General features: G+C 36.4%; 9 protein-coding genes. All 9 read right to left on the minus strand.

What is annotated here, in order from left to right; all coding sequences use genetic code 11:
* Positions 1 to 222 precede the first annotated feature (222 nt).
* The 9 genes from FJ651_RS11860 to FJ651_RS11900 all read right to left on the minus strand — a co-directional run bounded on the left by FJ651_RS11860 (position 223) and on the right by FJ651_RS11900 (position 13,928).
* Positions 223 to 4,599: an immunoglobulin-like domain-containing protein gene (locus tag FJ651_RS11860; protein WP_140990751.1), complete on the minus strand. Its 4,377-nt coding sequence runs from the start codon at positions 4,597 to 4,599 to the stop codon at positions 223 to 225.
* A gap of 142 nt (positions 4,600 to 4,741) precedes the next feature.
* Positions 4,742 to 4,972, minus strand: a complete 231-nt coding sequence (locus FJ651_RS11865; RefSeq protein ID WP_140990752.1) for a DUF6095 family protein — start codon at positions 4,970 to 4,972, stop codon at positions 4,742 to 4,744.
* Positions 4,950 to 5,780 (minus strand): N-acetylmuramic acid 6-phosphate etherase, encoded by an 831-nt coding sequence (gene murQ, locus FJ651_RS11870; RefSeq protein ID WP_140990753.1) that lies wholly within the window; start codon positions 5,778 to 5,780, stop codon positions 4,950 to 4,952. The genes FJ651_RS11865 and murQ overlap by 23 nt, the downstream gene beginning before the upstream one ends.
* Positions 5,781 to 5,879: 99 nt before the next feature.
* Complete coding sequence (locus FJ651_RS11875; protein ID WP_140990754.1) at positions 5,880 to 6,695, minus strand: DUF4249 domain-containing protein; 816 nt, start codon at positions 6,693 to 6,695, stop codon at positions 5,880 to 5,882.
* Positions 6,696 to 6,698: 3 nt separating this feature from the next.
* A complete protein-coding gene (locus FJ651_RS11880) occupies positions 6,699 to 9,074 on the minus strand; it encodes a TonB-dependent receptor (protein ID WP_140990755.1) in 2,376 nt (791 codons plus the stop codon).
* Between the two features lie 79 nt (positions 9,075 to 9,153).
* Positions 9,154 to 11,379 (minus strand): NADP-dependent isocitrate dehydrogenase, encoded by a 2,226-nt coding sequence (locus FJ651_RS11885; protein WP_140990756.1) that lies wholly within the window; start codon positions 11,377 to 11,379, stop codon positions 9,154 to 9,156.
* A gap of 750 nt (positions 11,380 to 12,129) precedes the next feature.
* A complete protein-coding gene (gene rplS / locus FJ651_RS11890) occupies positions 12,130 to 12,480 on the minus strand; it encodes a 50S ribosomal protein L19 (RefSeq protein ID WP_140990757.1) in 351 nt (116 codons plus the stop codon).
* 137 nt (positions 12,481 to 12,617) lie between these two features.
* Entirely contained in the window at positions 12,618 to 13,301 is a 684-nt protein-coding gene (gene trmD / locus FJ651_RS11895) for a tRNA (guanosine(37)-N1)-methyltransferase TrmD (RefSeq protein WP_140990758.1), read from the minus strand.
* Positions 13,302 to 13,307: 6 nt separating this feature from the next.
* Entirely contained in the window at positions 13,308 to 13,928 is a 621-nt protein-coding gene (locus FJ651_RS11900; protein ID WP_140990759.1) for a tRNA (guanine-N1)-methyltransferase, read from the minus strand.
* Positions 13,929 to 13,944: the final 16 nt, after the last annotated feature.

The following is a 13,944-nucleotide window of genomic DNA, read 5'->3' on the forward strand; positions in this document are numbered from 1 at the left end:
GACGTAGTAAGCTACGCTCGATTGTTTAACTTTTTAATAAAATTTGCTATTAACCCTTTTTATAAGGATGAAGTAAATGTAGTATTTATGCACTTTGGTTGGTTATTACCGTTTTTAGTTTTCGATGTTTTGATTATTTTTTTAGGTGAAATTGATCTTATTTCAATACTTTTCGTTTAAAAGCAAAAATTAACGATGAATCCATAAAGCTTAGTATTTCTTTCAATATTGCACTACTATCTTCTTGCTTGAGATTTTAATATTTTGGGAGTGAGCATTCACTATATAGATACCTTCAGAAATATTTTCTACTGGTATGAGAATGGTATTTGAAGGCTGTTCCATCTGATTTGTATTCCACGTTTGTACGTTTTGTCCAAGTAAATTGATAAGCTCAATGGTTGTAATTTCAATTCCATTAGGGTAGCTAATCATAATTTGGTTGGAGTTTAACAAATATTTGATGCTGATGTTGTTTTCGGTAAAATCTTTAACCGTCAACGTATTTGTGGGTTTGAAGGTGATATAAAATCTATCTATATAGTTGTTGGCCATTAAATTATCTGTAAAATTGATGCCGTTAATACGATGGGATGTATTGGTGAGTGCATCGTATAGATAAACATCTACGGGTTCTTCGAAATTTTCAAGCGCTGTTAATTCTAACTCGACTAATCCGGCTGTTTCCAGAAAAATGTTGACCGGATACATTTTTGAGTCGTCAAAATCACCAACGCCTTGTATAATATAGTTTTGGTAATTGATATTCCAGGAAATATCGTTGGGTAAGGTTTCGGAATTAAGGGCGTCGTAACCATAATTAACGCCATCGTCGGCCTGATTATTCGGTACAAATCCTAACAGTAAGTGTCTTGCAGCGCCATCAGGAGCGGTGAATTTTAGTCGTATGCGTTTAATTAAGTTTTCGTTACTATTCTCGCTGTTTTGATTTGTAGATCTCATAAATATGGAACCGTTATCAACTTCACCTGTAACAGCTTCTTTAACAAAAACCCGTTGATCGTTTTCAAAAATTAAAGTGCCACCAACATCATTAGCTTGGACTAAGAAGCCTTGGGCAACAGCAATGTGGCGCTCAGGAATTTTAGCCGGCACGCCTAAATTGCTAATGTCTGGAGGAGATACTGCCGGAGTTCCTCCTGTTAAAGTGTAGGCCGCATAACCCCCTTGGTAGTCCCTTAAAATGTGGGTGTTGTTAGTTTCAAAATGTTCCCAGAAATACAGTGTACCCAGCATGCTGCTACTATTATCTAAAATAAATTCATGGGCGTCTATGGCCGACGGATATGGATTGCCTAATAATGCTGAGTAATTTGCAGTAATAGGCGAGGTAATATAACCATTATTGGGTTGACCAATAAAGGTATAATTTTGTTGCGGGCTAGTACTACCGCTGCCTTTCATTAAAAAGCCCAATCCTACTGCTACGTCATCGGTTTGGTTAATAGCACGCCAGTCGGCATAAGAATTTATGGGGTAATTTTCGTAAAGATACAACCATCGGTTACTTAAAGTAATTGGTGTAGTATTTGGATTGGCATCAACTGCACCGGTCCACAATACCGGTTGTAAACCGTCGTGAAGCACGTTACCAATGGTATAATTAAAACCGTCTGCACTTACCGGCGAACTCCAGTAGTTGTAATTAAAAAGGTTTGAAGTGCCTTGCTGATCGCGATGTAAACTTCCTGTTCCCGAATAATCAACAATACTGTTAATGTCTTGCAATAATTGCGATTCGCCAACTAGTTTTAAGATGCCATTCAACTTTAAATAATTGGTAACTCTTAAGCTTTGCCCATCCGAAGGATTGGAGTTTTCAATAACTAAGGTATTGTCATCAACCAATAAGCCTAGTACAGTCAGGTTGTTATTACCTGACGAGATGTTATGAGATGTTCTAACTATATTCCAGTCAATTGGAGTAGTGTTATCAATACCAATACTATTAGGAGCGGCTTGTACATTTCCATGTAGCCAAGTATTATTGTCGGTCCAGTTGCCATTATTATTACTAATGTAGGGCAGTGGTGCGGTTTCAGGCTGCAAGGTGGTCATAAATCTTAACAGTCCGTTAATACCATTAGCGTTGGTTGGCACGAGGTTACCACCAAATAGATCGCTGTTTTGATTCATGCGGTAGTAGCCCCTCAATTCGTTCCAGGTTAGTCCGTCGATATCTAAGGGAACTTCAGAACATATAATCATACCACCGGAATTTTCAATTTCCTGATTCATCATTGTTCTGATTTGATTTTCAGATAGCGCCACATTCCAAATCCTAAATTCATCCATACCACCGTCAAAATAATTTCGGGGTCTAAATGGAGGGTTGACAGAGTTGTGCATGGCACCAACAATAAAATCGGAAGTGTTTTCAATGGGTAAAGCACCTGTAGTACTGTTGATAAGTACACCGTCAATATAAAGCCGATAAGTGTTATTTTGAAAGGTTACGGTGACATGATGCCATTGATTGGTATTCATCCGGTAAGGTGAACTTAATGCTTGGGCATTATTCCAGTTAAACGAGATATAATTATCTACCAGTCTAAGATCATATCCGTCAACCAAGTTGTTGACTTCTCGTTTTGAAAGTATGGTTTGAATACTATTGTTTTGTGCTTCAGGTTTAACCCAGAGTTCTAAGCTAAAATTATTGGTTAGATTGTAATTATTTCTGAAGGTGATATTGTCGTCAACACCATCAAAATCTAAGGCGCTACAGTTGATAAAAGTTACTGTTATAGAATCACTTATAGATCGACATGGATCTGTAATGGTCCAGGTTAAAATATAGGTTTCACCAACATCACCTGTAAAAGTTGATGTGGGACTTGTTGGATCAGAAAAACTAAAGTCGGTGGTTTGACCTGAAGTAACCGTCCACAATCCTGAAGCATTGGTACCAATAACCGAGTTGGCGGCTAAGTTGATGGTAGTTTCGGTACAAATATTATTTGTGAAATCATCACCTGCATTAGCAGTAGGGTTGCTAATAACTACTTGAACCTCTCTTGAAATGGTTGAGCAGTTTCCATAATCATCGCAAGTGGTATAAATAGCGGTATAGGTGCCTTCGGTACCGAGGTCAATTGCGGCTGTGTCAATTTCTAAAGTATGTGCTGAACAATCAGTTGTAGTTGCTCCTAATTCAATATAAGGTGTGCAAGCTTCAATTATTTGTGGATTATCACCAATGAGTGTAATTTCAGGAGCGGTGGAATCTACCACTTCCACAACTCTAGTCATTTCGATGGCCTCATTTCCGTCGTTGTCGGTAATGTTATAGCTAACGATATAAGTACCAATAGTGCTGGTATCTACATTTGAAATATCTATAACTAAACCTGAAGTCAGGTCTGTACCAAAACAAGGTTCAATGGCAATAGCATCCAATTCTATGTAAGGACTACAGGCCTCAATTATTTGCGGATTATCACCTAAAATGGTAATTTCGGGAGGTGAGGTAATGGTCACGTTTACAATGCGTGTAATTTGTGCAGCGACGTTATTGCTGGCGTCCATCAAATTATAGGTTACTGTATATTCGCCAATTGTATTGGTATCAATACTTGCATTATCAACTACAACTGCTGAAGAAACATTACCAAAACATGGATCAATGGCAATAGCCCCTAATTCCGTATAGGTTGAGCAAGCACCAATATTAAGAACACTTGGTCCCACCAATGTTAAGGTTGGAGCGGTGGTATCTACCACATTTATGGTTCTAAATACTGTATTGGCGGCCACACCAAGACTGTTACTAACGTTGTATGAAACTTGATAAGTGCCTACTGCGCCGGTGTTGACTGCTGAATTGTCAATAATGATATCGCTCGTTAAATTACCTAAACACGAATCCACAGCAGTCGCACCATATTCAATATATTCATCGCATGCTTCCAGCACGATGGTATCAGAATCTATTAAAGTGATAACCGGAATTTGTGAATTTTCTACAATGATGTTGATGCTACAGCTCGCGGTGAAACCTGCCGAGTCGGTTACGGTATAAGTCACCACGGTTGTACCAATTGGATATCTGTCGGTGGCATCTGCACCACCGCTATTGTAATCATTTACTACAGAAATAATACTACAGTTGTCGGTAGCATTCGGTATAGGAACATTTACCAAGGCATTGCACTCTCCGGGAATGGTTTGAACTGTAATATCAGATGTGCATGTAATTTGTGGTTCCTCGTTATCAAATACTGTAACGGATTGGGTTGAGGTCGTAAAATTTCCTGAAGCATCAGTAACAGTCCAGGTTACAATAGTCTCTCCAACAGGAAAAACAAATCTTGGTGGATTTCCTACCGGCGACACTGAAGGTGTTACCGAGGCTACACCGCAAAAATCGCCTCCGGTTGGTACGCTTAAAACACCTTCGGTGATTGACGCTGTGCACTCACCAATATCTGTAGGAAGTAAAAGATTTGGTGCAGGTAACAGGATTATTGGAGGCGTTACATCATTTTCGCAGGCATTTCTGCTCCAAATAATATAAATGCTTAAAGACAACATCACTATTGACATGATGCCTATTAGATATTTGTATTGCGCCTTCAAAAGAATTTGTTTCTCAACATTAATCTATAAATGTAGACGAGACAAAATGACTGCTCAAAATAAATCGATTAACTGCAAGATAAATCTCCTAAACTATGCAATTGACAGCGCAATATTTATATCAATTAAATTTGAAGAATCACTATTTCTTAAACATACTCTTCATAATGGTATTCAAACCATAAAAAGCCATAACGATCGCCACCAAACAAATCAAACCGCCTACAATTATGGTTATTATGGAAAGATCACTGCTTTTATTAGCAATACCGATGTACAAAAGTGTAGGCCCTAAAAACATCATTAGTCCGGTTAAAGCCATTATTTTGATGCCTTTATAAAGTAACTGTTTATCGGTTCTGGGTTGTGTCATTTTGATAAGAAGTTATAGCAGCCCTCACATTGTTGTGTTTTAAGAGTAAGGCTTCGGCCTCAGGTTGGGAAAGTTTTAGCTCGTCCATAATCATTTTGGTGCCACGTTCCACCAATTTGTTATTGCTTAGTTGCATGTCGACCATTTTGTTCCCTTTGATTCGGTTAAGCTTAATCATGACGGAAGTGGAAATCATGTTTAAAATCATTTTTTGAGCAGTGCCTGCTTTCATTCTGGAACTTCCTGTAATAAATTCCGGTCCGACTACAACTTCAATTGGGGATTTTGCTAAAACTGACAAAGGACTTCCCGCGTTGCAAGTGATACAGCCTGTTGTGATGTCGTGTTGATTACATTGTTCTAAGGCACCCAAGACATAGGGTGTAGTGCCCGAAGCTGCAATGCCTATAACCACATCGTTTTTTGAAATATCCATGGCTTTTAGGTCTACCCAGCCTTGGGTTAAAGAGTCTTCGGCAAATTCAACTGCTTTTCTGATGGCGTTATCACCACCTGCTATTAAACCAATCACCATGTGGTGTGGTACTCCAAAAGTGGGTGGACATTCACTGGCGTCCAAAATGCCAAGTCTGCCACTGGTACCGGCGCCTATGTAGAACAGTCTACCACCTTGTTGCATTTTATCTGCGATAATGTCAACAAGCGATTGTATTTGAGGAATAACTTTTTGAACTGAAGTCGCAACCGTTTGGTCTTCCTTATTAATAGAAGTCAAAATTTGCTCGGTACTCATGTGTTCAATATCTGAGTAGTGCGAATCTGATTCTGTAATTTTTTTAAACTGCATAGCGTAAAATTACAAGTTTTTACATTAGCATTTATGAAGGATAAATTATTTTTTAACTTGTTGATTAAAGATTATGCTACAAGTAGATACACGTTAAATTTACTGAACAACATAAATAAACTCATCCATCTCTGACAGTCTAAAATAGCCAAAAGGAAAATGATCAGGATTGGTTTGGTTAATGACATTACCTCTAACAGTAGCAGGTTGCGTCTCAAAGGGTCCACCACCTTCTTCGCTGATTTGTTGCAATAAAATAAACATAAAATTGTAAAAGCGTTCTGAAGTGCCGTGAATTCTAATAGTTACCTCGTCACCGGCACTTAATTCTTCTTCAGTATAAAAACCAAACATTGTGTTTCCATTGGTAAATTCATCGTTATAGACTTCCAGACTAGGAATGGCAGGAATATCGCTTATAAACTCAAAAAAGTAATAATTTTCTTCGTCGGCCGGATCGTGGAAAAATGCTTTTAGTTCGGTTTCTTCACCACTAAAACCACCCTCATTATTTTGTTCAACAAAATCTATAGGAACCACCGGTTTAAGTGTTTCGGTGGCCGTGTAGATTTCATCTTCGTATATGATTGTTAGGTTATAAGTTTGGTCAATGATCGGTACAAAATTATTATTAATATAAACGCCACTGTTACCAATTTCATTAAAAGTGAATTGTTCGTTGGCACTGTTTGTAATATAGACTACGGCGTTATTAGCAGGTTGAATAGTCTCTGAAAAAAACGGTGCGGTGAGCGAAAGTTTTATGCTTTGCTCATTACCGGCAGTACCTTTTTGCCAGTTAATAGACGCTTCTATCACCAATCTTGGTGCTTCGGTATTTAAGTCGACATCTATAACCTCTTCACAAGAAGTGAAGCTTAAAAAAATGATTAAGAGTATAATTAGAGGTTTCATTTTTTAAAATTTAAAATTATAGGTTACAGAAGGAATAGCACCAAAAATCGCTAACCTTACAGCTTCATTTTGACCGGTATTTCTATCTTGTCTAAAATTAATTGAAGCCGCGTTTTGGCGATTATAAGCATTGTAAATACTAAAAACCCACTGACCCTTCCAACGTTTTGTACTGTTAGGTTTTGGGTTGTAAATGGCAGAAATGTCAAGCCTGTGGTAACTTGGCAACCTACTGGCATTCCTTGATTCAAAACTTGGAATTGATAAGCCGTTGTAGATATACTGTCCGTTTGGAAACGTTACAGGTAAGCCTGTTTGAAACACAAAATTACTGCTAAAGCTCCATTTAGGATTCAAGTCATAACTGGCTGTTACAGATATATCATGAGTTTTGTCCCAAGGCGTACTGTACCATTCGCCATTATTAATACCCGTTTCCAGTGCTGTTCTTCCGGGTGTTTGTTGTTCAGATTTTGAAAGGGTGTAAGCTAACCATCCTTTAAATTTTCCTTCGTTTTTCCGAAGCAAAAATTCAAGTCCGTAAGCACGGCTTCTTCCGTTTAGAACAATTTGCTCTATGGCATTGTTGGCAATTAAATCGGCACCGTCAATATAATCTATTCTGTTTTGGATGGTTTTATAAAAACTTTCAATTTCAAGCGAGTAGTTATCATTATCGAAAGTTTTAAAATACCCTATGGCATACTGGTCTAAGAGTTGTGGCTTTATAAAATTACCGCTTGGTGCCCAAACATCGAGTGGTGTGGGAGAAGTGGTATTGGATAACAAGTGTAAATACTGACTCATTCGGTTATAACTGGCCTTAACAGCAGCGTTTTGATTTAATTGATAGGCCATGGAAAAACGCGGTTCGAAATTAAAAAACGAAGCAATTACATCGGTTCTATCTAAACTTTCAGTGCCAATGGGTCTGGCTTTTTCATAAATTTGAAGTTCCTGGTTAAAGACAACGGCTTGGTTGTTTTCGTAAACATTTAATTCGTCTTGTCCCAATCTCAAAAAAGAACTCAATCTCAATCCGTATGAAATTGAAAATTGATCACTTATTTGCTGTTCGGCATCAATATATGCAGCATTTTCGAAAGCGTATTTTTTAGTAAGGTCAAACGGATTAATACCCGAAGTCTCAGTAGTTGGTCTAATTTCTCCCGGATTAAAACTGTAATAAATACTGTTTAAACCGTATTCTAATTTTAGCTTAGGCGATAAATAGTGTTTCAAATCGTAACGAATGTTAAAATTTTGAATTCCTGAATTCCAGTCGAATTCAACGAAGTTTAATTTTAGACCGTAGTAATAATCGGAGTAAATTAAAGAGAGATTTGCAAATAACTTATCATTAAACAAATGGTTCCATCTAAAGTTTAGCACCGAATTACCATAGGTATTTTGAAAACTATCTGATATTTCAAAAACATCTCTGCCAAAATATCCCGAAACATAGATACTGTTGTTTTCGTTTAATCGGTAGCTTATTTTGGTATTTAAGTCGTAAAAATAAGCGCTGTTATCTATGTCAAAAAGAGGTAAGAATAAATGCGCATAGCTGCTTCTGCCTGCAAATAAAAATGAGCCGCGGTCTTTTACAATGGGGCCTTCGGCTAATAATCTGCTTGATACTAAACCAATACCGCCATTCATTTTAAATTCACTGCTATTACCTTCTTTTTGATAAATATCGAGTACAGAAGACACTCTGCCACCGTACTTAGCAGGTATGCCGCCTTTGTAAAGTTTTAAATCTTTGATGGCATCAGGGTTAAAAACAGAGAAAAAACCAAATAAATGCGAAGAATTAAAAATGGTGGCTTCATCCAATAAAATTAAATTTTGGTCTACCGCGCCACCTCTAACATTAAACCCCGAAGATCCTTCTCCGGCATTGGTAACACCGGGAAGTAAGGTAATGGCTTTCACCACATCTACTTCACCCAATACCACCGGAATTTGTTTAATAGTATTTATAGATAGCGCATTGAGGCTCATTTGTGGACGCTTTAGGTTGATGCGTTCGACATTTTCTTTGATAACCACCTCATCTAAACTTTGGGCTTCTTCGTTTAAAGCAAAGTTTAAGGTAATGTTTTCTCGTAATTCAATAGTTTTATTAATAGTACTGTAACCAATGTAAGATGCTTGTATGTTATAATTTCCTTCGGGTAGGGTAATTGAGAAAAATCCGTATTCATTTGTGGTGGTGCCGGTTTGTAGCTCGGTAATGATAACTGTCGCACCAATAAGCGTTTCGTTGGTGCTGGCATCAGTTATGGTTCCTCTTAAAGTAAATTTACTTTGGGACTGGACGAATAAGCCCATAAAAAAAACTAGGAAAAGTATTCCTAATTGTTTATTGTTCATCTTTGCTTTTTAAGAATTAAACAAAAATAGAAAAAGCTCCCAGTTGCAGAGAGCTTTTAACAGTAAGTTAATAATGTTATTATATATTGGTAATGATTTGATTAAAAAGCTCACAAGGTCTCATAGCGTTATTTGCTAATGTTTCATTTGGGAAATAATAGCCGGCTATATCAACGGGTTGACCTTGTATGTTATTCAATTCGGAAATGATTTGAGTTTCGTTTTCTTTGAGCTGTTTAAAAACATTCGAAAAAGTCTCTTTTAGTTGAGTATCATTGTCTTGATTTGCTAATGCTTCAGCCCAATATAGGGATAGATAAAAGTGACTGCCACGATTATCAATTTCACCGGCTTTTCTTGAAGGAGATTTGCCATTGTTCAGCAGTTTTTCGGTTGCATGATCTAAGGCATCTGCCAAAATTTGGGCTTTCTGATTGTTATTTGAATCTGCTTCATGTTCCAAAGAAACTGCAAGCGCTAAAAATTCGCCTAAAGAATCCCATCTTAAATGATTTTCTTGATTAAACTGCTCAACGTGTTTTGGAGCAGATCCGCCGGCACCGGTTTCAAATAAGCCACCGCCATTCATTAATGGAACAATAGATAGCATTTTAGCACTGGTACCAACCTCTAATATTGGAAATAGATCTGTAAGATAATCTCTTAAAACATTTCCGGTTACCGAAATAGTATCTTTGCCTTCTTTTACTCTTTTTAGAGTATGTAACGCGGCATTTTCTGGAGACATGATGTCTATTTGAACTCCATCAGTATTAAGCTGAGATAGATATGTTTTTACTTTGGTAATGATTTGTGCATCATGCGCACGATTTTGGTCAAGCCAGAAAACTATAGGCATTCCTGAAGCTTTACCTCTTTTAACTGCTAATTCTACCCAATTTTTTATTGGTGCATCTTTTACCTGACACATACGCCATATATCTCCGGCTTCTACTTGGTGCTCAAATATGACCTTACCATTTTTATCTTCAACACTTACCTTGCCACCAGATATTATTTCGAAGGTTTTATCGTGAGAACCGTATTCTTCAGCTTTTTGAGCCATTAAACCAACATTGGGTACAGTTCCCATTGTGGTGGGATCAAAAGCGCCATTTTCTTTGCAGAAATTAACGGTTGCATCATAAACACCTGCATAACTACTATCAGGAATTACAATTTTTGTGTCCTGTAGTTGTCCGTTTTTATTCCACATTTTTCCAGAAGTTCTTATCATCGCCGGAATTGAAGCATCTATAATCACATCACTTGGTACATGAAGGTTGGTGATGCCTTTTTCTGAATTCACCATGGCAACATCAGGACCGTCATTGAAGGCTTGATTAATGTCCTTTAGAATTTCGTTTTTTTGGTTTTGCGGTAAGGTTTCTATTTTACTTAAAACATTTCCAAAACCGTTATTTGGATCTACTTCTAATTCAGAAAATACGTGAGCATACTTTTCAAAAACCGGCTTAAAATAAGTGGTTACGGCATGACCAAAGATAACAGGATCAGAAACCTTCATCATGGTAGCTTTCATGTGTAAAGAAAACAGCACATTCTTCTCTTTAGCGTCTTTAATTTGAGTTTCTAAAAAATCTAATAATTGATTTTTACTCAAATAAGTGGCATCAATTATTTCGCCCTCAAGAATTGGAAAGTAATTTTTTAAAGTGGTATTGGTTCCTTTGTTATCAGTAAAAATAATTTTTATTTCGGTAGCCTTATCTAGGGTTACTGATTTTTCATTGTGGAAGAAATCGCCAGACCGCATTGTGGCAACGTGTGTTTTCGAATCTTTTTGCCATGCTCCCATAGAATGCGGGTTGTTTTTGGCGAAGTTTTTTACCGCTTTAGGTGCTCTTCTGTCTGAATTACCTTCTCTCAGTACCGGATTAACGGCACTCCCTTTTATTTTGTCGTATCTGTTTTTAATTTCACGTTCTTTATCATTTGCTGGTGTATCAGGGTAATCGGGGATATTATAATTGTTTTCCTGAAGCTCTTTAATAGCAGTCTTTAATTGTGGCACAGAAGCGCTGATATTTGGTAACTTTATGATGTTAGCTTCTTTAGTTTTAGCCAATTCTCCCAAAAATGTTAAGGCATCTTCCTGTTGTTGTTCTTTTGATAAGTAATCAGAAAAAGCAGCCATTATTCTACCGGCTAAAGAAATGTCCTTAAGTTCGATATTTATGTTTGCTGTTTTGGTAAAGGCTTTTACAACGGGTAGTAATGATCTTGTTGCTAATGCCGGAGCTTCATCTGTTTTCGTATAGAAAATAGTTCCTTTTTTTGTCATTGTTTTTGAAGTAAAAAATTGAATTATTTAGTGGGCTGCAAATATACAAATTTTTAGGCCTTGAAACCCTTTTAAACCAAGTGGTTTTTGCAATTGAAGGAAAGAATAATTGTAGACTAAAATACAAAAGCCATATCACTGCAGCGAACTGCTATGACATGGCTTTCTTTGAAATAGTTTTTAGTCTGTAATTTCAACCGAAGTTGACTAATTAATTTACATTAATTTTTTAGAACCTACCAAATTGACTATTTCAAGGTGAAATGAAACCTGCTTTCAAAATGTATCTACTAACAACTTTTCATTTCTTGACTTGTTTTTCTTGATGTTTAATCTTGTTTCTATCACTTTCGCAACAACAAACCGTTCCTAAACATTACCTAATTGCAGCCGCAAAACTAATTTCACGTTACTTTCGGCTTTCCACAACATCAAATTTACAACGGAGTGTAACTTTAACGATGCTTCTTGATTTTTACGACTTAACACGCCTACACGCGCCGCCTCCAAATCTCAAAAAACAAACCAATATATAAAGAACGTTACTTTACAAACATTTAACATAAATTTGAAATTACTCTCAAAACCAAATTAACTTTGTTGCTAAATGTTTAACAAATGTATGAGCTTATTTTAAAATTCCAAATTTTTTAGGTCGTTAGATATACACATTTTATAAACCTACTTTATTAACATTTGTTAATAAAAAAGCCCCGCGTTTGCGAGGCTTTAAATATGAATAGCATAGAATTATTTTCTAACTTCTTTAATTCTGGCTTTTTTACCTGTAAGACCTCTGAAATAGAATATTCTAGCACGTCTAACTTTACCTTTCTTATTGATTTCAATTTTTTGAAGTGCAGGTAGATTTAATGGAAAAATTCTTTCTACACCCACGTCACCAGACATTTTTCTAATGGTGAAAGTTTCGGTTGCACCTGTGCCGCGTCTTTGTAAAACCACACCTTTAAAGAACTGCGTTCTTACTTTTTCGCCTTCGCGAATTTCGTAGTAAACGGTTATGGTATCACCGGCACCAAAGTTTGGTATCTCTTTTTTTTGGATAAATTCGTCTTGTACAAATTTTACTAAAGGATTCATTTTTGAATATTTAAAAAAGTTTATTCAAACCAACATTCACGATTATCGCCAGAGGTTAATTTAAATTGGCTGCAAAAATAATCAATATTCCTTAATCTACAAGAGTCAATTGACTTTTTATATTGTAAAGAAAAAAATTAATGTTCATCAGACAACAAATCCGGTCTTCTTTCCTTAGTTCTTTGATAAGACTGCTCGTCTCTCCATTTTTCAATCTCAGGAAAATTTCCGCTAAATAAAATTTCAGGAACTTTATAACCTTTGTATTCTCTGGGTCTTGTATAGATGGGTGGCGCTAGAAGATTGTCTTGAAATGAATCGGTTAATGCCGAAGTTTCATCACCTAGTACTCCTGGAATTAAACGTATAACGGCGTCGCATAAAACTGCTGCAGCTAATTCACCACCAGAGAGAACGTAGTCTCCAATTGAAATTTCCTTGGTTACAAACATATCTCTAACTCTTTGGTCTACACCTTTGTAATGGCCGCATAGAATAATGATATTTTCACAAAGTGAAATTTGATTGGCTATTTGTTGGTTTAAGGTAACGCCATCGGGCGTCATGTAAATAATTTCGTCGTAGGTGCGTTGTTCTCTTAGTTTAGAGATACACTTATCTATTGGTTCTATGAGCATTACCATGCCTGCGCCACCACCGAATTGGTAATCATCTACAGATTTATATTTATCTGAGGTATAGTCTCTTAAATTATGGAAATGTATTTCAACTAAATGATTGTCAATGGCTCTTTTTAATATGGATGCTTCAAACGGACTTTTAAGTAATTCAGGTAATACCGTGATAATATCTATACGCATTTGATATTATTTACGCGGTTTTTGCTTGTTTATTTCGTCTTGAAGTTGTCTTCTTACTTTTTGTTCGCGCTCTAATGCAACTCTGCGGTGTTCTTCAAATTCTTCTTCAACTTCTACGAGTTTTTTCTTAGTTGAATTTGTTATTGAATTACTGGCGTTGAATTTATAAATAAACAAGAATAACATTAATAATAAAACACCAATAACCGCCCACATGATGGTGCTATATCCTGTTTTACTGAGTTGTAAACCAAATAACTGCATGCTATCTTTTTCGGTAATTGTATTATCGAGTTTTAATTTTGTACTATTTAAATCGTCTTTTAATTTAGACAATTCTTCACTCTGTTGTTCAATTACCAGTGAACTTTTTACAACCTCACTTTTCACCTGATTCAAAGAGTCCATGACATGCGATTTGAGTTGTTGAAGCCAAACTTTCTTCACAACTTTATAGTCTTGATAGTTATTAGAACGCTGAATTACGTATTCAAATTGATTTTCAACATCGCCTTCAGTGAGTGATAATTTATCTTCTTCTGATGTTTCGTCGGTTTGTTGAGCAGTTACATTAAAAACAACTAAAAAACTAAAAATTAAGGTGATAAATTTGAATTGGTGTTTCATTTTATTTCCGGATTAG

The sequence above is a fragment of the Paucihalobacter ruber genome (assembly GCF_006494535.1).
Taxonomy (GTDB): Bacteria; Bacteroidota; Bacteroidia; order Flavobacteriales; family Flavobacteriaceae; genus Paucihalobacter; species Paucihalobacter ruber.